Genomic DNA, 20534 nt, shown 5'->3' on the forward strand with positions numbered 1-20534 from the left:
GCATGTTCCAAAACCGGTCAGTAGCGGAACGGCCACAGCTTGGTGTAGGATTTCACAATGCGCCACCAGTTGGCGATCCCCCGGGGCTCATACATCAGAAACAGCACAATGACCAGACCAAAACTCAACGGCTTCAAGGCCGTGGCCACATTCGGGGCAGAGGTCAGATACTGTCCCACAAATTCCGAAAACTGCTCGACCTGAATGTCTAAGAATTTGATGGCCACGGGTCCCCAGAAAATCCCGTTCAGCGTGCCTAAGCCCCCCACAATGGCCATGGCCAGATATCCGACAGACGCGTGCAGGGTAAAGGATTCAAACCCCACTCCCCGGTAGAGATAGGCATGCAGCGCCCCGGCCACACCCGCAAAAAATCCGGCCAGGGCAAAGGCATACACCTTGGTGAGCCCCGGGTTCATGCCCATGGCATCCGCGGCCCGGTCATTGTCTCTGACCGCCACCAGGCACCGACCGTATTTGGTTTTCAGCAGATTTCTGACCCCGAACCCCAGGACCACCACCAGGGTTAAAATGATATAGTACCAGAACAGGTAATGGTCGCTTCTGCCCACTTGGCCGGTAAACCAGTGAACCCGTCCCACATAGATGGTCTGGCCCTGGTTGAAAAAGCTCATGAACTGGATGAACCACTCAAAAATCATCTGGAACGACAATGTGGCAATGGCCAGGTACAGATGTTTGAGCCGCAGGGCCGGCAGCCCCACAAACGCTCCGAAAATCGCCCCCATAATCCCGGCACACACAATGAGCACGGGCCAGAAATGGGTGACGATGACATGGTTTTCCCCGATGACCTGACATACGGATGCCACGCTATAGGCACCGATCCCCACGAATGCAGCATGGCCGATGGAGATCAGCCCGGCAAACCCCAGCAGAAGATTCAGGCCCATGACCGCCACAATGGCGATCAGAATATTATCCAAAACCAGCATGTACTTGTTGCTGATTTCAAATACCAGGGGCCACCCGAACAGAATGACCAGAAAACAGGTGAAAATGGTCCGGTCCAGGTGGGTGAAAAAGGTTCGCTGCTCTTGTTTGTAGGAGGTGAAAAAGTTTCCTGTTGCTAACCACCGGTTCTGTGACATAGGCTACACCCGCTCGATTTCATGGATACCGAACAATCCATGGGGTTTGAAAAGAAGAATGATCAACAAAATAATATAGGGCATGACATCGCCGGTGCCGTTGAGCCCGAAATTACCGTCCAGGTATCCGGAGGCAAATTGCTGGATCAGACCCATGATGATGCCGGCCACCACGGCCCCTAAAATAGAATCCAGGCCCCCTAAGATCACCACGGGGAACACCACGATGCCGAAAGCATGCAGGGTTTCAAAATTCAACCCTGTGATGTTGCCGATAATGCACCCGGCCGCAGCCGCGGACAGCCCGGCCGTGGCCCAGGCCAGTGCGAACACCCGGGGCACGGAGATGCCCACGGACATGGCGCCGAACTGGTCGTCCGACACAGCCCGCATGGAGATCCCCACCGTGGATTTTTTAAAAAACCAGGAAAAGCACCCGATGAGCACAAAGGTGATGATCACCCCCACCAGCTGGGTCCAGGAAATGGATACCCCGCCCACGACAATGGATTCCGTGGGAAGAAATGTGGGGAATGAAAAATTTTCCGACCCGAAGGGGGTCAGGTAGATGAGCCCGTCAAAAATGGATGCCAGCCCGATGGTGACCATGATCACCGAGATGATGGGTTCTCCGATGAGCCGTCTTAAAAAGATTCTTTCCACACTCATGGCCAGAAAAAAGGTGATGAGCATGGAGGCCAGAAAGGAAAAAAAGATGGGCACTCCCAGCCGGACGGTGAGGAAAAAGGTGATAAACGCACCCGCAGCGATGATCTGGCCGTGGGCGAAATTGGCCACCCGGCTGGATTTGTAGACCAGTACCAGGCCCAGGGCGGCCAGGGCATAGATGGAGCCCACTACGATGCCACTGACTACAATTTGAAAAAAATAACTCATCACACTCCTTTCACCGTGTAAAATGCGATCCGGGTTTTAACCAGGGTCGACTGCCCGTCCTGGTATTGGAAGGACGCTTCGACCTCTTTTGTGTCCACTTTTTCATCATACAGGGCCTCATACAGGTTCTGATACCGCTCCTGTACAAATTTGCGGCGGATTTTGCCGGTTTTGGTCAACTCGCCGTCATCCACATCCAGCAGCTTGTACAGCAGGGCAAACCGCCTGATTTTAAAATGCGCTTTTTCCGCTCTGGAATTGACATCGATCACCTGTGCCATGATCAGGTCTGCCACCTCCTTTTTCTTGGACAGATCCATGTAGGTGGTGTAGGAAAGGCCTCTGTCTTCGGCCCATTTTCCCACCACAATGGGATCGATGTTGATGAGGGCCGCCACAAAATCCTTTTTGTTGCCGAAAATCACGGCTTCTTTGATATAAGGACTGAACTTGAGGGCATTTTCCAGGAACATGGGAGAAAACATCTCTCCTTTGTTGTTGTGCATCACATCAGATACCCGGTCAATGACCACCAGGTGCCCGTTTTCATCTATGAATCCGGCATCGCCGGAATGCAGCCATCCGCCTTCCAGCAGTTCTTTGGATTTTTCCGGCAGTTCAAAGTATCCGGGGGATACGGAGGGGGATCGGGACAGGATCTCCCCGTCATCGGCAATTTTGCACTCCGTGCCCGGCAGGGGCTTGCCCACGGTTTCAGGCCGGATATCCCCGTCTCTGTGCATGTAGGCAATCCCCGTGATTTCGGTCTGGCCGTAAATCTGTTTGAGGTTGACCCCGATGGCCTGGTAAAAGGTGAACAGTTCCGGTCCCAGGGCGGCCCCGCCCGTATAGGCCCGCCGCAGGCGCAAAAGCCCGATCTGGTTCACCAGGGGCCGGAATATGAACTGTTTGCCCAGCCAGGCTTTGAACCGGAGCATCGCCGACATGGATTTCCCGGTCATGCGGTACCCGGCCGCCGTAATGCCGACCCGGATAAAATAGTTATACATCAGTTTGTTGAACCAGTAGGACTGGTCGATTTTCAGCCAGATCTCCGACCGGATGCCTTCATAGATCCTGGGGGCCCCGAACATGAAATGGGGGCCGATCTCTTTTAAATCCGACATGGCGGTTTCAACGGATTCCGGAAAATTGATGGTGATCCCCGTGGCCATGGCCACACCAAATGAGTTCATCTGTTCCCCGATCCAGGCAAAGGGCAGAAATGAGACATATTCATCCGTTTCTTCCAGGGGATCCACCTGGGTGATTCTAACCCCCATGTTGATATAGTTTTTATGGGTCATCATGGTGCCCTTGGGCAGCCCTGTGGTGCCAGAGGTCAGACACAAATGGCAGACATCTTCGGGTTTGCCCTGGTCCACCAGGGACTCGAACAGGTCCGGGTCTTTGGCATGGGCCGCATCTCCCATTTCAAACAGATCCCGGATATTGACGAACCAGTCATCGGACATGTAATCGCGCATGCCCCGGGGGTCTTCAAAAATGACTTTTTTGACATTGGGAATCTGGTCCCGGACCTCTTTGACTTTGTCCACCTGTTCCTGGTTGTCGCAGAACACGGCAGACACTTTCAGGTACTGGATGATCTGGGCGATCTCCGCCGGCATGGTGGTCTGGTAGATGCCGGCGGATATGGCACCGATGGCATGGCCGCCGATGGCAACAAACAAGAGTTCCGGGATATTGTCCGAGATAATGGCAATGGTATCTCCCTTGCCCAGGCCCATGGCCCGCAGCCCCATGCCGGTTTTCCGCACATAATCATAATATTCTTCCCAGGTATAGGCATTCCAGATGCCGTAATCTTTTTCCCGGAGAGCTGTGCGTTTGGGAGATTCAGCCACCCGCCACCGCAGCAGCTGGGGGATGGAGAAATTCAGCAGGTGTTCATTGTTACTCATGGTGATCAGTCCTCCCCGATATAGGCATCAATGACTTTGGAATTGTTGGCAACCTCGTCCGGGGTGCCGGATCCGATCACCTGTCCGAAATCCAGCACATAGATCCGGTCGGAAATGTCCATGACCACCCCGAGATCATGTTCCACCAGCACCACGGTGACGTTGCGTTCTTTCTGGATATCCATGACAAACCGGACAATGTCTTCTTTTTCCTGAATGTTCATGCCGGCCATGGGTTCGTCCAGCAGCAGTATTTCAGGATCCAGGGTCAGGGCCCGGGCCACCTCCACTTTTTTCTGGATCCCGTAGCTCAGGTTGCCCACCTGGTTTTTGCGGTAGGGTTCCAGCTCCATGAAATCGATGATATCTTCCACAAATTTTCTGTTTTCCGCTTCCACCCGGGAGGCTTTGCCGAAAAAAACAGCCGCATGAAAAAGGGAATAGGTCAGGTTCTGGTGCCGGGCCAAAAGCAGATTGTCCAGCACGGACAACCCTGAAAACAGCTCCAGGTTCTGGAAGGCCCGGGCAATTCCCATGGTGGAGACCTGGTGGGGGGAGGCATGGCTCAGGTCTTTATCCTTATAAATGATTTTCCCTTTTGTGGGGTGATAAAATCCGGAGATGCAGTTGAGCATGCTGGTTTTACCCGCCCCGTTGGGCCCGATGATGGAGGTGATCAGTCCGGGCTCAATGGTCATGTCCACATGGGACAATGCCTTGAGCCCGCCAAAAGAAAGAGTCACGTCTGAAATGTTTAATTGGGCCATAAAGTATCCAAATGCTGTGGGTTATTGGAAAAAAGCCTTTTCATGTAATGGGGGTTATGAAAACTGCTGTTTTATTTTTTCCCGGTCAATGGTGCCGTTGTCGGTTTTGGGAAGGTCGGGAATGAACTGCACATACCGGGGTTTTTTGTAACCCGCGATCACGGATCCCGTGAACCGGATCAACGCATCCGCCGTCAATGTCCGGTCCGGATGCAGGCAGCAGACCGCTTTGATGCCTTCGCCGAACTCAGGATCCGGCACCCCGAATACACACACTTCTTTGACGGCGTCATGCTGCATGATGGCCTGTTCCACTTCTGCGGGAAACACGTTTTCACCCCCCGGCTTGATCAGTTCCTTTTCCGCTTTTCTGCCTTTGAAATGCAGAAATCCGTCCGCATCGATCATCCCCAGATCGCCGGTATGGTGCCACCCGTTCCTGAAGGTGTGGGCGGTTAAATCCGGGGCATTCCAGTAGCCCTGGAACACCAGCGGGCCTTTGACCAGAATTTCTCCGGTTTCACCCATGGGCTGTTCCCGGTCCAGGTCGTCGGCTATTTTAATATCCACCAGCGGCGAAATGGCACCGGCGGATCCGGGCCGTTTAGAATAAGGGGCAAACGTGATCAATCCTGCGGTTTCCGTCTGGCCGTACATGGTCCAGAAGGGGGTATGGGTCGCAGCTTCCCATCGTTTGACCGTGTCGGGGGCATCCAGGCCGGCTGCGATCTCAAGACCGGTCAGATCATAGTCATAGGAATGCGTGTCCATGACGTCCAGCAGTCGGGTCAATATGGGCGGGAAAGAGCCGAAATGCGTCACTTTGAGATCCTGGACAGCCGTGAGGGTGTCCACGGGATCAAATTTTTCCAGAATTACGTTTTTTCCGCCGGCCTGAAGCGTGGCCAGCGCCATGTTCACCCCCATGATGTGAAACAAAGGCAGAATATTGGCCAGGCAGGACGAACGTGTCAAACCGTAATAATGAATCATCTGCATGTTGGACAGTAAGATGTTTGTCTGGCTCAGCACCGCCCCTCTGGGTCTGCCCTGGACTGCGGCCGTGTGGATGATGATATACGGGTCATTATCAGATACGGGTACGGGCGAAAAATCGTCCGGGGCCTGATACCACGAGGACAGGGTTTCATCAGGGCCTTCCACCACCCGGTACTGGTCCAGAAACGGGTACCGGGAAACCAGGCGGGATCCAAGGGGTGCCATATCGTTGTCGCAGATGAGAATTTGAGGGGTTGTGTCTTCAACAATGTGTTGAATTTCTGTGTCGGACAAGCGCCGGTTGATCAAAACCAGCGTCAGGTTCAGCGCGGATGCGGCCCCGAAAAGATGGAAAAAAACCGGATGGTTCCGGCTCAGCAACGCTACCCGGGTTCCAGGAGACAGAAAGGACAGCCCTGTTGCCAGGCGGATGGTCTGATCAAACAGATCGGCATGGCTGATGGGCTGACCTTGCCATATCAGGGCGGGATCATGTTTCAAAAGCCGGGCGTTTTTTTCGTAAATGTCGAAAAAGCGTAACTGGTGTGGCTGGTTCATGTATCCCCCCCTGGAAAAAGCGTTTGCCAATACTTGTTCTGTCTGGTACGAAAAGCTGCTAAAAGTCAGTTCAAATGTCCGGGTTCAATTCAGAACGAGCGCTCAGTCTCGCTACAACTTTAGTTGTAATTCAATTGGTTCCCGTTTGTCAAAGGGTTTTTTCAACTTTTTTTCTTACAGGAAAAACAGGCGGTAAAAGTGGAATATCCGGAATTCAGGCAATCGGATATATCCTTGCAGAAACGGCACTGAGAAATGTTTCCCGGGCAGATCTCATTGTATGGTTCCTGCAGAAATCGGCACCGGCTGGATGCCATATGAATGGAAAATCCCAGCCGGTCGCCAAACAGTTTGATGCGTAAAAGATCCACTCCTTTGCCCCCGGCATTAAAATCGTACGGCGTTTTGGTGGAATAATCCGCAGTCTTCTGAATTGAAAAAAAACCTTCAAAAATGCGTTTCTGGTCCTGGGTTTCGATGCCGACCCCGAAATCATGGACGGTAAAGACGATGTTGTCTTCTTTGTGCTGCATCGAAATTTCAATGCGGCCCTGGTCCGGGGTGTTTTCAATGCTGTTTTTGATCAATCCGGTCACGGTTTTTTCAAAAACATCCACGGGCAGGCAAAGGTCGGGCAGGTTGTCCTGGATATTTAAAACAATGTCCAGATCCCTGAATGCGAACAAGGGTTTTAACCTGTCAAACACATGGTCAAACGCGGCGTTCATATGAATTGTGTGGATGTTTGATGCCGGTGAACTGAACTCTTTTTCAATGACCGCCGTGACGACTTCCATGGGATCTTCTTCATCCAGATGCTGCTCAATCAAGGTGGCCAGCTCGTCTTTGCAGGTTTGCACCATCACCTGGAGCATGTCTTTGGCCCCATAGGTTTTCTTGTCCATGATATCTGCGGTTTCCTCCTGAATCTGTACAATGCGGTTCAGGTTCCGCTGGATCCGATCCAGGGTGGATGCGGCCTTGATCCGGGGCAGTTCAGACAGTTTTTTCTTCAGAATCTGCAATGATCCGGTGAGTACGGCCACCGGGGTTTTTAATTCATGGGACAGATGGTTGATGGCCTTGTCTTTGGCCCGGTTCATGGACGCCACATCCAGGTATGCTTCTTTCAGGGCCTGGGCAAACCGGGCGTTTTCAATGGAGATCCCCACGGTACCGGCGATCAGGGTCATCAATTCCAGGTCATTGTCGTCAAACACGTTCTGTTTTTTATTGATGGCACATAAAATTCCAGTGATGCGGCTGTCGCTTCGAATGGGCACACACATAATGCTTTTTGTCTTGTATCCCATTTTCCGGTCGCGTTCCGGATACAGGTCCTTTGACCGGTCCGCCTGGTTGTTCACGGCGGGTTTGCCGGTTTTCAGCACTTTTCCGGCCAGCACTTCATCCAGGGCAAACCGGATTTTTCTGGCCCGCTGTTCCGTGTCCGAGTCATCATAGGAGGCGCCGACAAAAAACAGATCATTTTTGATTTCATCGTACAAAAGAACCACGGCCCCTTCCGTGTGAAGCAGCCCCTTGATCTCTTTGGTGATGTAATCCATGAGATCCTCGAGCTCCGGATATTCGGGCAGGGCCGCGCTGATGCGCATAATCGTCCGGTTGTTGGCGGCCAGCCGGTTTTCTTTTGTGATATCCCGTAAAATCACGAAATGCTCTCCGGACCGGTCCGGGGACCAGGTACAGGAGGCGGCCCAGATCACCACATCCAGTGTTCGGCCGTCTTTGGTGAGCCGTTTGGTTTCATACCGCGTAATCCGCTGGTCCTGCCTGAACCGGTCCAGCATCCGGCCGGTTTCCTGTTTCAGGTGATCGGGCACAAACTCCAGTGGCCGGCCTTTGATCTCTTTCAACGCCCAGCCGAACACACTGGAAAACGCCGGGTTCACATAGGTGACATGCCCGTTGACATCGTAAAGAATAATGGGGTAGGGGATGAATTCCAGCACCTGGTGATAGGTCTGGTAAAGCTCATATACTTCCTGTTCCCTGGCTTTTTCTGTGGTGACGTCCTGGAGGGTTTCCACGGCTCCGGCGATGTGGCCGTTGTCGTCAAACACCCCGGCTGCCGAGAAAAACAGCCATTTTCCGGCCGGCGGCAAGTCCGGAAAAAAATCGGTGGCCGCAAAAACCGATTCGTTGGCCAGTGCTTTTTTGTATTTGGGACCGTACAAGGCAAGGATCTGGTCCGCCGGGGCGTTGTCAATGATCAAATCCGCCATGACCGGCCGTTTTTTGGCATAAAAAGCTTTCCACTGCAGACAAGTGCCGATCATGTCTTTGGCATCAAATCCGCTCAATTGTTCCAGGGCCTGGTTGAAATGGCTGATTCTGTGCTGACGGTCAATGACGAAAATCGGGATCGGGGCTTTGTATATGATATTTCGCAGCAGCCGGTTTTCTTCTTCCAGTGCCTGGATCTTTTCTTCAAGTCCGGCCGTATGAACATCACGATCCGTCATAAAAACTCCAAAAGGCTTTACAAGATTCACGTATCTTCGTATAACGTTCGGGTGATGCGTTGTTGCCACTATATAAAATCATTGAATCAAATTGCAAGGATTTTAAGAGGTGATGAACAAGATACCTGACTCCAATATCAAAACCGAGATTCTCATTCATGATCTCAAGGTGCCGATATCCGTGATCAATGCCGGGGCCCGGTCTCTGCTGGACCGCCAGGACACTTATGGGCCTTTGACGGAAAAGCAGATTAAAGTGCTTAACCGGATTGTCCGGAATACCCTGGCCACCCAGCGGCTGGTGAACGACGTGCTGGAGCTCGGACGGTCCAGGGAAGGGGTTATTGTCTGTTCTCAGTTTTCCGTGGCAGCGCTGGTGGCCGGTGTTTTAGTGGAAGTGTTTGATCTGGCCGATCCCAATGTGGCGGATGCCGTCAGAAAGGCCGGCTCTTATGCGCACCTGCAGCAGGTGATTGCCGACGCCGGCGTGACCCTGGATTTTCAGAAAGACACCTGGAGGGCGCGGGTGTGTCTGGATGCAGCCAAAGTCCGGCAGATCCTGCGGAATCTGGTGACCAATGCGTTCAAGCATCGGACCGCACGGGTGGATATCCGGGGTGTGATCGCGGACGGTTGCCTGACCTTGTGGGTGAAAGACGATGGCCGGGGGATTCCCCATGCCGACCATCAGCGGATTTTTAATACCTATTTCACCACGGGCGGGTCCATTGAAGACGCCATTGAAAGCCATGGTCTGGGCCTGGCCGGGGTCATGGTCCTGCTCAAGGATATGGGAGGACAGATGATGCTGACATCCGATGCCGGTCGTGGGGCGGAATTCAGGGTGTCTATTCCCCTTTCCTGATTTTTTTCAGCCAATCCGGTCCGAACAGTCGGTCAAATACGGGCCGGACAAACGTGAACCACCCGGTGTGGGCCTGCCGCCCCTGTGCCCGGGCGGTCAGAACATCCGCCAGAAACACGCCGATATCCACCATTTTTTCTTTGGGAATATAGGCATCGGCTCCTTTCTCCAGCGCGGTTTTCAGATTTTCAGGGGTCAACGCATGGGCCGTGAGCATCAGGGTGGGCAGATTCAGACGGCGGGTGATATCCAGAAGCCGGAACCCATCCACCCCCATGATATCCAAAACGGCCGCATCATAGGTGGTGGCGGCCAGTCTGGCTGCGGCCGCATCATACGTCTTCGCCGTATCCACCCGGCACATGTGCAGCAGCTCTGTGATGGTTTCCAGGATATCGGGTTCATCATCCACCACCAAAACCTGTTTGTTTTCAAGTATCTCAAGCTCGTTGATCATGGTCGTCCTTTTTTTAAACGGTCGGATTCACGGGTCTGTCTAATGGTTTCACCGGGTATTATGACAAAAATATGCTTGACAAAGCAATTGTGAAACGGTCTTATACCAAAATATTTATTTTTTAATTGTTTGCACCCATGCTTGGGGGTGTCAGAAGGAGGAATATGGAAATTGCAGTCACCCGGGTCGGTCAGGCCGGAACCCGGCCAAAGGATGAAGACCTGGGATTCGGTACGGCGTTCACGGATCATATGTTTGTGATGGATTATTCAACGGACAAAGGGTGGCATGACCCGCGCATCGAGCCGTTTGCCCCGGTCACTTTGTCACCGGCGGCCATGGTGTTTCATTATGGTCAGGCCATTTTCGAAGGACTTAAAGCCTACAAGACCCCGGAAAAGAAAGTCCAGCTGTTCCGGGCCAGGGACAATTTTGACCGCCTGAACCGGTCGGCCCGGGGCCTGTGTATCCCGGAAGTGGATATCGACTTTGTCATGGATGCGTTGAAACAGCTGCTGAAGCTGGAAAAAGACTGGATCCCGGAAACATTGGGCACCTCCCTGTACATCCGGCCGTTTATCATTGCCACGGATCCGTTTCTGGGCGTGAGATCCTCGTTCACGTTCAAATTTTTTATTATTTTATGTTCCGTGGGCGCGTATTACGCCGGCGGGCTGGCCCCGGTAAAAATCTGGGTGTCCAAAGATCATGTCAGGGCCGTTCCCGGCGGGGTAGGGGAATTCAAGACCGCAGGCAATTATGCGGCCAGCCTCAATGCCGGAGAAATTGCCAAAAAACAGGGGTATGCCCAGGTGTTGTGGCTGGATGCGCTGGAAAGAAAATATGTGGAGGAAGTGGGGGCCATGAACATCTTTTTTGTGATCGATGATGAACTGGTGACCCCCAATCTCACGGGCAGTATCCTGCCCGGGATCACCCGGTTTTCAGTGATCGATCTGGCGAAAAAATGGGGCATGCCCGTGTCGGAACGGAAAATCAGCATGGACGAGGTGCTGGATGCCCATGCTTCGGGCCGCCTGAAAGAAGTGTTCGGCTCCGGCACGGCGGCTGTGATTTCGCCCGTGGGCGAAATCTGTTATGGAGACCGGGTGCTTCACATCGGTGACGGCAACCCGGGACCTGTTGCCATGAAATTTTACCAGGCATTGACATCCATCCAGTATGGAACGGCAAAAGACACGGAAAACTGGATCGAACCGGTGGTTTAGACAGAATCCCTGGATTTTTAAGATCGACAAATCCACGGGGCAGGAGGGAATATGGCCAAAATAGACAATTTTGTTCCCATCGGAAAGCGAATCCGGCGGGCCCGGCTGGACAGAAAGGTCACTCTGGATACCATGGCCAATGAGACCGGCCTGGCAAAACAAGTGATCAAACAGATTGAAAACGGTGAAAAACGGCCGTCCGTGGGGACCCTTCTTCAGATTTCCAGGGTCTTGCAGCTGGATTCCGATTTTCTGCTCAAAGACCCGGAAGCAGACCAGGAAAAACGGGCCCGGGCCTATACCAAACGCACGGATCAATATGCGTACACCCCGTTGACCCCTGATGCAAAAAACAAGCATTTAAAAGCGTTTCGCATTGTGGTGGAAGCCGGCACCCGGCATGAAGGCGTCGGATTCCAGCACGAGGGGGAAGAGTTTGTCCATGTGCTGGAAGGGCAGGTAAAGGTGCAGGTGGGGGATCATATCAATGAACTTGCCGCCGGCGATTCTTTGCATTTTAATTCCGGGATCAAACATGATTTGCGCAATCCTTCTCAAAAGGATGCCGTTCTGATTGTGGTGGTTTACGTTCCCTGACAATGGAGGTGGCAGACCATGCTGTTTAAATTGACTGATGAACAGAAAATGATCCGGAACATGGTTCGGGAGTTTTCCAGAAAAGTGATTGCCCCCACGGCGGCGGAACGGGACCGGACCAAGGAATTTCCGGCCGGGAATTTCAAGCAGATGGGAGAGCTCGGTCTCATGGGCATGATGGTGCCCGAAGCATATGGCGGAGAATCCGCCGATACCGTGTCCTATGTGCTGGCATTGTCTGAAATCGCTTATTCCTGTGCCTCCACCTCCGTGGTGATGTCGGTGCAGAATTCCATTGTGTGTGAAAGCCTTAACAATTTCGGGACAACAAAGCAGAAACAGCAGTTTCTTACACCCCTGGCATCCGGAAAAATGATCGGCGCATTCGGGCTCACTGAGCCGGATGCGGGGTCTGACCCCGTGTCCCAGGCCACGGTGGCCGTCAAAGACAAGGATGATTACATCATCAACGGCACCAAGCGGTTCATTACTTCCGGCAAGCATGCCAAGGTAGTGCTGGTAACGGCGAAAACCGATCCGGATGCCGGCCATAAGGGGATCTCGTGTTTTATCGTTCCCAAGGATACCAAAGGCCTGATCGTGGGCCATGAAGAAGATAAGATGGGGCTGCGCGCCTCAGATACCACGGATCTGATTTTTGAGGACTGCCGGGTGCCCGCATCCTGGATGCTCGGGAAAAAAGGGGATGGATTCAAAATCGCCATGTCCGGCCTGGACAGCGGACGTATCGGGATTGCGGCCCAGTCCATCGGCGTGGCCCAGGCCGCATTTGACGCGGCCGTGGCCTATGCATCCCAGCGCCGGCAGTTCGGCGTGCCCGTCACCAAGCACCAGGCCATCCGGTTTCAGATTGCGGATATGGCGACCCAGATCGAGGCGGCCCGTCAGCTGATGCTGTCTGCCGCATCCATGAAGGATCGAAAAGAACCCTATACCAAAGAGGCCTCCATGGCCAAGCTGTTTGCCTCGGAAATGGTCAACGAGGTCACGGCCCGGGCCATCCAGATGCACGGCGGCTATGGGTTCACCAAAGACTATGTGGTGGAGCGCCTGTACCGGGATGCCCGGGTGTTCACGATTTATGAAGGCACCTCCGAGATTCAGCGCATCGTGATTTCCAACAATATTCTCAAAGACAAACGCAAGCTCTGAAACAGCGCCGTCCCTTGCAGTGATTAATGCATCATGGGAACGGTCAGGCCGCCGTCCATGAGAAACAGGACGGTGGCTTTTTGGCCTTTTTGGTCCAGGGCCTGGTCCAGGGCGGTTTGAAGATCAGAGAACGGGGTGATGAACAACGGGGTGATCTGGTCCGGCGGCACATCCGTGACGGCCCACATCTGGGCCCATATCCCGATTTCCGCCATTTTGGCAGCTTTGTGATACCCTAACACATATCCTTTTTCGATTTTTTTCAGGGCCGCTTCGGGGGTGTCGCAGGAGCCCAGAAGATCGGCGAACGCCTTGCCCCCGATGCCGCACCGGCATTTGGCCACCAGGATCAGGATGCCGTCTTTTTTCAGGGCCAGTTTGGCATTGTCGATGCCTTTCTGGGCCTGGTACAGATCGATGTCCTGGGGAAATTTCACCACAGACACCACAATGTCGGCTTTTTCTCCCATGGGCGCGGCAAACACCTCGTTGGCCCGGTCAATGGCCGCATGAAATGAGTCATGAATATGGCCGGCGCATGCGGCATACACCTGGTGATGCTTGTCCAGCACCATCATGATGGAAAAGATGTCCTGTTTCACGGTCTTGATGGCGTCCATCATGTCCTCGTGCACGGGATTGCCGGCCAGGGCCAGGGCTTTGGCCTCGGGCAGAAGCGCCAGTTTGTGGTTCTTCTCAATGGTCTGATATCCGGCAATGCCCGGGAGAAACGATTTTCTGCCGCCCGTGTACCCGGCAAAATAATGGGGCTCCACGGATGAAATGATGATGATTTTGTCCGCCTCCACCCCGGCCTTGTTCACATACATGGGCGTGCCGTTGGAAGAATCGCCCAAAAAGACCATGTCTTGTTCTTTGGCGGCATCATGCACAATGATCCGGTCTTTGATTTTTGCGTAATAGTCACCGAAGATCTGGATGAATTCGTCTTTTGTGGGGCCCCGGTGAACGCCTGTGGCAATGATGAAATGATAATCGGTTTGTGACAAAGGGTCAAAGATCACGTCCAGCACTTTTGCCGTGGGCGTGGGCCTGGTAGCGTCGTTGACGATGACCAGGACCTTGCCTGCGTCTTTGATAAATGCCTCAAACGGGGTGCTGTGGATGGGCCGGGCAATAGCATCGGCAATGACCCGGTCCTGATCGGGCAGGGTCACGTCATTGGCCTCCAGAATCCGGACCGGCACGGCTTCATCCAGAGTTGCGGTCAGGGTGTCTTGTTTGCCGTAGGGAACAGTTATTTTCATGGGGGTCAGGTTTTCCTTATGGTCGTTATTTCGGGTGTTGGGTTCATGGGGCCCGGGACCCGGGTTATGTTACGGGACCCAGGGTGTTGAGATGGTCGATGAACGTATCGATTTCCGCCTGGAACAGGGTTTTGTCCCCGTCGGGAATTTCCACCACCTGAACCCGTTCCGGGTCGATGTCCAGGTTCTCCAGGATGGATTGAATCCGTTTCACCTGCTGCTTTGACCGTTTGCCGCCGTTTTTGTGCTGGCAGTCATCTTCCGGGCAGCAGGCCACCAGCACGCCCCAGGCATGGTTGAGAAACGGGGCCATCAGCGTTTCGGGTTCCAGCCGGCCGGCACACATGTTGACATAGATGTCATACTCTTTGTCATGAGTTTCCGATTCCGGCAGCCGGGAGGCCTGGAGATCCGGGTAGTAAGACCAGTTGCAGGCAAACACGATGGCCTTGGCTGACGCGTGGGTATCCAGGAACCGGGCCGATGCCTGGGTGAGATCCTCTTTTCCCGTGCCGAAGGTGTGCAGGATATTGACGGCGTTGGCCGGGCAGACGGACACACATGTGCCGCAACTCTGGCATTTCACCAGGTCGGTCTCAATGCCGTTTTCCCCGTGAAACCGGGCTTCATGGGGGCAGGCCGCCACACACAGCAGGCACTGGGCACAGGTCAGGTCGGTGACAGCCGTGGTGCCGGGTCCGGCATATCCCATTTCCACCAGATCTTTTCTGGCATCCGTAAAGATATCGGTGAGGCTCACACCGGATGAACAGGCTGCCTCGCACCGTTTGCAGTAAAAACAGTTGAACAGTTTGTTTGCCGCGGTTTCCGAGGGCTCAAGCTCACCCGTCAAAAGCCCGAAGGCCGTGATGATTTTGGCCCGGGGGGCATCCGACTCCCATCCCGTGTATTTAAACAACGGACAATGTTCATAACAATAGCCGCATCGGATGCAGGCTGCCAGGGTGGATTCCCATTTTTTCAGATGATTGAACCGGGTGGGGTGTTTTGTTTCCATAGGGCAGTCCCTTATTTTCAGTTGTTCACAGCATATCTTAATCCGGTGGCAGTGACCCAGTCGTCAGGGGCCTGCATCAGTTTGCCCGGGTTCAGGATGTTGTTGGGATCCAGTGCTTGCTTAATGGTTTGAAGCAGGCGCAGGGAATCCGCTTTTTCCACTTTAAATGACGCGGCTTTGGACAGGCCGATGCCGTGTTCCGCCGACGTGGTGCCGTTGACGGACCGCACGAATTCATAGATTTCCGTGATGGCTTTCCGGGCCGATGCCCATTGTTCCGGCTGTTTGGTGTCCATGAGGATCTTGGTGTGCATGCATCCGGACCCGCAGTGGCCGTATGCGGTCATGATAATATTGTTTTTCTTGGCCACCTCGTGGATCTTGCCGGCCATGTCCGCCATCCTGGAATAGGGCACAGCCATGTCATCGGCCAGGGATGTGGAGGACAGGCTGTCATCATACTTGGACAGGGCCGGGAACAGTTTTTTGCGGCCCATAAAGATTCTGGCCCGTTCCTTGGGATCGTAGCTGGTGGTGATATCACTGCCTTGATGTTTTTTACAGATCTCTTTCATCTTGTTGATCTCATAATCCACGGCTTCCCTGACCATGCCGTCCGCTTCAAAGATCAGGGAGGCGGCCACTTCCTTGAGTCCTAAATTCATGGTCTTGTTCACGGCCTTAATGGCCACGGAATCCACCAGTTCCAGCATGGAGGGAATCGCGCCGGACGCCATGATGGACCCCACCGCAGCCCCGGCATGGGCCAGGTGATCAAAATTGGCAATGCCCATGCACCGGTATTCGGGAATGGGCACAAAATTGAGTGTGGCTTCCACCACGATCCCTAAGGTGCCTTCAGATCCCACCATGAGTTTGTGCAGCTGGTACCCGGAGGCTTCCACCCGTGTGTGGGCGCCTAAGGTCACCAGGTCTCCGTTGGGCAGCACCACTTTCATGCCTAAGACCGCATCACGGGTGGCCCCGTATTTCACGGACCTAACCCCCGAGGCATTGTTGGCAATCTCCCCGCCGATGGTGGCAATGCGGGAAGATGCCGGGGTGGGGGGATAAAACATGCCGTGGGGTTTCAAAGCCAGGTTCAGGTCATCATCCACCACGCCGGGCTCCACCCGGCAGTACACATCGGGCAGATTGATCTCCAGAATCCGGTTCATGTGTTTCATGTCCAGGACAATTCCGCCCCGGATGGGCACGGTCTGACCGCACATGCCGGACCCGCCGCCCCGGGGAATGACGGGAATCAGGGCTTCGTTGGCATAGGCCATCAATTGCTGGACCTGCCTTGTGTTGTCCGGCCGGACCACGGCCCAGGGCATGGCATGGTGAACCGAGGCATCCGATCCGAATGCGTAAAGATCGGATGGGTCTGTCTTGATGTTTTCTTCACCAAAAATTTCCCTTAATTTTGATTCATCCATTGTCTTCATAGGCTGTCCCTCTTTGATGACGGGTTGTTACCATTTCAAATGCCAGCATAATTTCATAAACCTGCATAAAATTCAATCCTATTTTGGGTTTGTTCCTTGGCAAAACACCGGGTTGCGGGTATACTTGAGTCTGGTCAAAAACATCCAGCGGTTTTCTTTAAGACCGCTGTTTCATATGGATGAACAGACAATTATTAAAGGGAGACCCTGCAATGACACATACGATTCAGTTTTTACCTCATAATAAACAGATCACTGTGGCGGATGGCGAAAGCCTGATCCGGGCCGCCATGGAAGCCGGGGTCCACATCAATGCGTCCTGCGGCGGCGGGGGCGTGTGCGGGAAGTGCCGGGTGCGGATTGAATCCGGTGAAGTGGAAGGCGGGATTTCGGAAAAACTCACGGACCAGGATCGGGAAAAAGGGTATCGCCTGGCCTGCCTGGCCAAAGTGACTTCAGATCTGACCGTGCGCATTCCCGTGGAATCTGAAGTGGAAACCAGCCGTCTCACCCAGACCATGGACCGTCACACGGCCCGGGCCATGACCGTGAATGTGGAAGATCTCAAACAGGACGGGCTGTTCATTCCGCCGGTGGAAAAAATCTATCTGGAACTGGATCCGGCGGTGGAAGGAGACAACCGGGCGGATGTGGCCAGGATCATGCATCATCTTCGGATTCATCATGATGAACACAGATTGACCATGGATCTGAGCCTGATCCGCCGGGTGCCGGACATTATCCGGCAGGAAAATTTTAATGTGACCGCCACGATTTTACGTCCGGTAAGAGAGGACGGCAAAAACGAGATCATCAATATCGAGCCCGGAGACACCACAAACAGGAATTTTGCCATTGCCGTGGACATCGGCACCACCACGGTGTTCGGTCAGGTGATGGATCTGCAAAGCGGTGAAGTCCTGGCCCAGCAGGGCGAGTTCAACGCCCAGATCAGCTATGGCGAGGATGTGATCTCCCGGATCATGTACGCGGAAAAAGGGGACGGGCTGGCCACCCTGCACAAACGCGTGGTGGAAACCATCAACAAGATCATCAAAGGGATCATCAAAAAAGCAAAAATAGACACCCATGAAGTCTCCACCATCACTATGGCCGGCAACTCCACCATGACCCAGCTGCTGCTTAATATCAATCCCAGTTATATCCGAAGAGATCCCTATGTGCCGGCATCCATTCTGTATCCACCGTTTCATGCCACGGAAATCGGTCTGGAACTGGCTGAGCACACCACGGCTCTGGTGTATCCGGGAGTTTCATCCTATGTGGGCGGGGATATCATTTCCGGTATCATGGCTTCAGGCATGTACCGGTCGCCGGAACTGACCCTGTATATGGATATCGGCACCAACGCGGAGATCGCCATCGGACACCAGGAATGGATGGTGTGCACGGCCGCGTCCGCCGGACCGGCTTTTGAGGGCGGCGGGGTCAAGTTCGGGATGCGGGCCGCCAAAGGGGCTGTGGAGGATGTGTCCATCAATCCCGCCACCTATGAACCCATGATCATCACCGTGGGCAATGAAAAAGCCAAAGGTATCTGCGGATCCGGGCTCATCACCCTGGCGGCCCGGCTGCTGGAAACCGGAATCATCGATTCCCGGGGCAAGTTCAACCAGGAACTGGATACCCTCCGGATCCGGCAGACCGATGAGATCTGGGAGTATGTGCTGGTATATGAAAAAGACACCCAGATCGAGCGGGATATCACCATTACCGAACCGGACCTGGACAACCTGATCCGGGCCAAGGGCGCCATGTATTCCGCAGCCCTGACCCTGCTGGACGAGATCGGTCTCAAGGTGAACGACATCGAGCGGATCATTCTGGCCGGCGGGTTCGGATCGTATGTGGATCTGGCGTCCGCCATCACCATCGGGCTTCTGCCGGAGATCGAGCCGGATAAGGTTACCTACCTGGGTAACGGGTCCCTGCTGGGATGCCGCATCAACTGCCTGACCAATTCCCTGCGCCAGCAGGTGACCCAGGTGGTGAACATGATGACCAATTTTGAGCTGGCCTCCACCCCGTCTTATATGGACCATTACATGGGGGCATTGTTTCTGCCCCACACGGAACTCAACTATTTCCCCAAGATCAAGGCAAAGCTGGAAGCGTTGCGCAAATGAGTTTATCCGGGTATGTCCGCACCATTGAACTGACACCCCCGGCGCTGGGCAACAACACCGCCGATGCCCAGCGCCTGGAACAGGTGTTGAAAAAAGAACTGAACACCAAAAATGTCCATATTCCCTGGCACCTGGTCGGGGATCTGTCCGCGCGGCTGCGACAATGGCACTGGCAGGTCAAGGCGGTGCTGTTCAAGGACCGCCGGTCTTTTACAGTGGTGGACCTGCTGGACCCTCAGGATTCCGGCCCGGTGATGGGGGCCGCCGTGGATATCGGTACCACCCGCATGGTGATTGCCTTGATGGATCTGGAAACCGGGGAAACACTGGGAGAAACCGGGTTTGACAATCCCCAGGCAGATATCGGGCCGGATGTGCTCACCCGGATTCTTCATGCCAAAACCCCGGCGGGCCGGGAGGCACTCAAGCGCCTGGCGGTTGACGCGCTGAATCAGCACCTGGCCCGGTTGTGCAAAGAAAACAACCGGACCCCGGACCGGGTGTTTCTGGTGGCCGGGGCCGGGAACACGGCCATGACCCATCTGTTTGCCGGGCTGCCGGCGTTCGGGATCATTCAGGAACCTTATATTCCCTGTACCAATATTCTTGATACCCTGGATGCCGCCGACCTGGGACTGGCCGTTCATCCCAGAGGCCAGGTGTTTCTGTTTCCCAATATCGGGTCTTATTTCGGCGGGGATCTTTTGGCCGGGATCCTGGCAGCCGACCTGGATCAAAAAGACCAGCCCTGCATCATGGTGGATGTGGGCACCAATGCGGAAATCGTTCTGGGAAACAAAGACTGGCTCATGGCCTGTGCAGGCGCCGCCGGCCCGGCCCTGGAAAGCGGGGTCAGCCAGATGGGCATGACGGCAAAGCCGGGCGTGATCGACCGGGTGCGCGTGGATCCGGAAACCCGGGACCTGATCATCCACACCATTGATGATGAACCGGCCGTGGGTATCTGCGGGTCCGGCATGATTGACCTGGCCGCGGCCCTGTTTGTGTCCGGCCGCATCGATATCCGGGGGAAGCTGGTGACTGAGGCCTGCGGGGATCGTCTGACAAATGAAAATGACATTCCCGCGTTTGATCTGGTGGCGGCAAAAGATTCCGGCACGGGGCGGGCCATCCGGCTGTCCCAGGTGGACCTGAATTCTTTGACCAGTGCCAAAGCCGCCATGTACACCATTTTAGAGGTGATCGTGTCCCAGACCGCCGGGCTGTCGTTTTCCGATCTGGCCCGGTTTTATGTGGCCGGCACGTTCGGGTCGTTCATCAACCCGAATTCCGCCATCACCATCGGCATGCTGCCCGATATTCCTTTAGACCGGTTCCAGGTGCTGGGCAACACGTCGTTAAAAGGCGCGGAACAGGTGTTAACCGATCCGGCGGCCTTTGACCGGGTCATGGCCATCCGGGAAACCATCACTTATATTGAACTGAATGTCAATCAAGGGTTCATGAATCTGTTTTCCGGGGCCAAGTTTTATCCGCACACGGATACGTCGCGGTTTCCGTCCGTGAAGGTCTGATTGATCTCTTGAAAGACGGGGAACTCAGAGAAACCAATATACATGTCTAT

16 protein-coding genes are annotated in these 20534 nt (G+C 54.2%); 6 read left to right on the forward strand and 10 right to left on the reverse strand.

Going from position 1 to position 20534, the window contains the following annotated elements; genetic code table 11:
• Window positions 1-17: 17 nt before the first annotated feature.
• From K365_RS0106465 to K365_RS0106490, 6 genes are all read right to left on the reverse strand, one after another.
• On the reverse strand, window positions 18-1112 hold the full coding sequence (locus tag K365_RS0106465) for a branched-chain amino acid ABC transporter permease (RefSeq protein WP_024333940.1): 1095 nt from the start codon (window positions 1110-1112) through the stop codon (window positions 18-20).
• A gap of 3 nt (window positions 1113-1115) precedes the next feature.
• Window positions 1116-2009 carry a branched-chain amino acid ABC transporter permease gene (locus tag K365_RS0106470; RefSeq protein WP_006966038.1) on the reverse strand — a complete coding sequence of 298 codons (894 nt, stop codon included), beginning with the start codon at window positions 2007-2009 and terminating at the stop codon, window positions 1116-1118.
• The gene (locus K365_RS0106475; RefSeq protein ID WP_006966037.1) at window positions 2009-3934 is read right to left on the reverse strand and encodes an AMP-binding protein; all 1926 of its coding nucleotides are present in this window, start codon (window positions 3932-3934) and stop codon (window positions 2009-2011) included. Before K365_RS0106475 ends, K365_RS0106470 begins: the two co-directional genes overlap by 1 nt.
• A 5-nt stretch (window positions 3935-3939) precedes the next feature.
• Complete coding sequence (locus tag K365_RS0106480) at window positions 3940-4701, reverse strand: ABC transporter ATP-binding protein (RefSeq protein WP_006966036.1); 762 nt, start codon at window positions 4699-4701, stop codon at window positions 3940-3942.
• Between the two features lie 54 nt (window positions 4702-4755).
• The gene (locus K365_RS0106485; RefSeq protein WP_024333941.1) at window positions 4756-6258 is read right to left on the reverse strand and encodes an AMP-binding protein; all 1503 of its coding nucleotides are present in this window, start codon (window positions 6256-6258) and stop codon (window positions 4756-4758) included.
• A gap of 161 nt (window positions 6259-6419) precedes the next feature.
• Complete coding sequence (locus tag K365_RS0106490; RefSeq protein WP_024333942.1) at window positions 6420-8744, reverse strand: sensor histidine kinase; 2325 nt, start codon at window positions 8742-8744, stop codon at window positions 6420-6422.
• Between the two features lie 112 nt (window positions 8745-8856).
• Here K365_RS0106490 and K365_RS0106495 point away from each other — a divergent pair, with 112 nt between their 5' ends.
• Window positions 8857-9609 (forward strand): sensor histidine kinase, encoded by a 753-nt coding sequence (locus K365_RS0106495; RefSeq protein ID WP_024333943.1) that lies wholly within the window; start codon window positions 8857-8859, stop codon window positions 9607-9609.
• On the opposite strand, the gene K365_RS0106500 is transcribed toward K365_RS0106495, so the two are convergent.
• Window positions 9593-10066 (reverse strand): response regulator transcription factor, encoded by a 474-nt coding sequence (locus K365_RS0106500; protein WP_006966032.1) that lies wholly within the window; start codon window positions 10064-10066, stop codon window positions 9593-9595. The two genes, K365_RS0106495 and K365_RS0106500, sit on opposite strands and share 17 nt — an antisense overlap.
• Window positions 10067-10230: 164 nt before the next feature.
• On the opposite strand from K365_RS0106500, the gene K365_RS0106505 reads away from it, so the two are divergent.
• Genes K365_RS0106505 through K365_RS0106515 form a run of 3 tightly spaced genes read left to right on the forward strand, consistent with a single transcriptional unit; the run spans window position 10231 to window position 13065 of the window.
• On the forward strand, window positions 10231-11295 hold the full coding sequence (locus tag K365_RS0106505; protein ID WP_006966030.1) for a branched-chain amino acid aminotransferase: 1065 nt from the start codon (window positions 10231-10233) through the stop codon (window positions 11293-11295).
• Between the two features lie 51 nt (window positions 11296-11346).
• Complete coding sequence (locus K365_RS0106510) at window positions 11347-11892, forward strand: helix-turn-helix domain-containing protein (RefSeq protein WP_006966028.1); 546 nt, start codon at window positions 11347-11349, stop codon at window positions 11890-11892.
• Between the two features lie 18 nt (window positions 11893-11910).
• Window positions 11911-13065 carry an acyl-CoA dehydrogenase family protein gene (locus K365_RS0106515; protein ID WP_006966026.1) on the forward strand — a complete coding sequence of 385 codons (1155 nt, stop codon included), beginning with the start codon at window positions 11911-11913 and terminating at the stop codon, window positions 13063-13065.
• A gap of 23 nt (window positions 13066-13088) precedes the next feature.
• Here the strand turns inward: K365_RS0106515 and K365_RS0106520 are convergent, their stop codons facing one another.
• From K365_RS0106520 to K365_RS0106530, 3 genes are all read right to left on the reverse strand, one after another.
• The gene (locus tag K365_RS0106520) at window positions 13089-14333 is read right to left on the reverse strand and encodes a nickel-dependent lactate racemase family protein (protein WP_024333945.1); all 1245 of its coding nucleotides are present in this window, start codon (window positions 14331-14333) and stop codon (window positions 13089-13091) included.
• A 64-nt stretch (window positions 14334-14397) separates the two neighbouring features.
• Window positions 14398-15351 carry a hydrogenase iron-sulfur subunit gene (locus tag K365_RS0106525; RefSeq protein ID WP_024333946.1) on the reverse strand — a complete coding sequence of 318 codons (954 nt, stop codon included), beginning with the start codon at window positions 15349-15351 and terminating at the stop codon, window positions 14398-14400.
• Window positions 15352-15368: 17 nt separating this feature from the next.
• Window positions 15369-16802 carry an FAD-binding oxidoreductase gene (locus K365_RS0106530; RefSeq protein ID WP_006966020.1) on the reverse strand — a complete coding sequence of 478 codons (1434 nt, stop codon included), beginning with the start codon at window positions 16800-16802 and terminating at the stop codon, window positions 15369-15371.
• Between the two features lie 212 nt (window positions 16803-17014).
• On the opposite strand from K365_RS0106530, the gene K365_RS0106535 reads away from it, so the two are divergent.
• Together K365_RS0106535 and K365_RS0106540 are read left to right on the forward strand one after the other, a co-directional pair.
• Window positions 17015-18949 (forward strand): ASKHA domain-containing protein, encoded by a 1935-nt coding sequence (locus tag K365_RS0106535; protein ID WP_024333947.1) that lies wholly within the window; start codon window positions 17015-17017, stop codon window positions 18947-18949.
• Window positions 18946-20484, forward strand: a complete 1539-nt coding sequence (locus K365_RS0106540; RefSeq protein WP_006966016.1) for an ASKHA domain-containing protein — start codon at window positions 18946-18948, stop codon at window positions 20482-20484. Before K365_RS0106535 ends, K365_RS0106540 begins: the two co-directional genes overlap by 4 nt.
• Window positions 20485-20534 lie beyond the last annotated feature (50 nt).

Source organism: Desulfotignum balticum DSM 7044 (assembly GCF_000421285.1).
Classification (GTDB): domain Bacteria; phylum Desulfobacterota; class Desulfobacteria; order Desulfobacterales; family Desulfobacteraceae; genus Desulfotignum; species Desulfotignum balticum.

What these genes read in the sequence shown, in the direction of transcription:
- K365_RS0106465 (WP_024333940.1), bottom strand. Translation starts at nt 1,112, where the DNA reads ATGTCACAGAACCGGTGGTTAGCAACAGGAAACTTTTTCACCTCCTAC.
- K365_RS0106470 (WP_006966038.1), bottom strand. Translation starts at nt 2,009, where the DNA reads ATGAGTTATTTTTTTCAAATTGTAGTCAGTGGCATCGTAGTGGGCTCC.
- K365_RS0106475 (WP_006966037.1), bottom strand. Translation starts at nt 3,934, where the DNA reads ATGAGTAACAATGAACACCTGCTGAATTTCTCCATCCCCCAGCTGCTG.
- K365_RS0106480 (WP_006966036.1), bottom strand. Translation starts at nt 4,701, where the DNA reads ATGGCCCAATTAAACATTTCAGACGTGACTCTTTCTTTTGGCGGGCTC.
- K365_RS0106485 (WP_024333941.1), bottom strand. Translation starts at nt 6,258, where the DNA reads ATGAACCAGCCACACCAGTTACGCTTTTTCGACATTTACGAAAAAAAC.
- K365_RS0106490 (WP_024333942.1), bottom strand. Translation starts at nt 8,744, where the DNA reads ATGACGGATCGTGATGTTCATACGGCCGGACTTGAAGAAAAGATCCAG.
- K365_RS0106495 (WP_024333943.1), top strand. Translation starts at nt 8,857, where the DNA reads ATGAACAAGATACCTGACTCCAATATCAAAACCGAGATTCTCATTCAT.
- K365_RS0106500 (WP_006966032.1), bottom strand. Translation starts at nt 10,066, where the DNA reads ATGATCAACGAGCTTGAGATACTTGAAAACAAACAGGTTTTGGTGGTG.
- K365_RS0106505 (WP_006966030.1), top strand. Translation starts at nt 10,231, where the DNA reads ATGGAAATTGCAGTCACCCGGGTCGGTCAGGCCGGAACCCGGCCAAAG.
- K365_RS0106510 (WP_006966028.1), top strand. Translation starts at nt 11,347, where the DNA reads ATGGCCAAAATAGACAATTTTGTTCCCATCGGAAAGCGAATCCGGCGG.
- K365_RS0106515 (WP_006966026.1), top strand. Translation starts at nt 11,911, where the DNA reads ATGCTGTTTAAATTGACTGATGAACAGAAAATGATCCGGAACATGGTT.
- K365_RS0106520 (WP_024333945.1), bottom strand. Translation starts at nt 14,333, where the DNA reads ATGAAAATAACTGTTCCCTACGGCAAACAAGACACCCTGACCGCAACT.
- K365_RS0106525 (WP_024333946.1), bottom strand. Translation starts at nt 15,351, where the DNA reads ATGGAAACAAAACACCCCACCCGGTTCAATCATCTGAAAAAATGGGAA.
- K365_RS0106530 (WP_006966020.1), bottom strand. Translation starts at nt 16,802, where the DNA reads ATGAAGACAATGGATGAATCAAAATTAAGGGAAATTTTTGGTGAAGAA.
- K365_RS0106535 (WP_024333947.1), top strand. Translation starts at nt 17,015, where the DNA reads ATGACACATACGATTCAGTTTTTACCTCATAATAAACAGATCACTGTG.
- K365_RS0106540 (WP_006966016.1), top strand. Translation starts at nt 18,946, where the DNA reads ATGAGTTTATCCGGGTATGTCCGCACCATTGAACTGACACCCCCGGCG.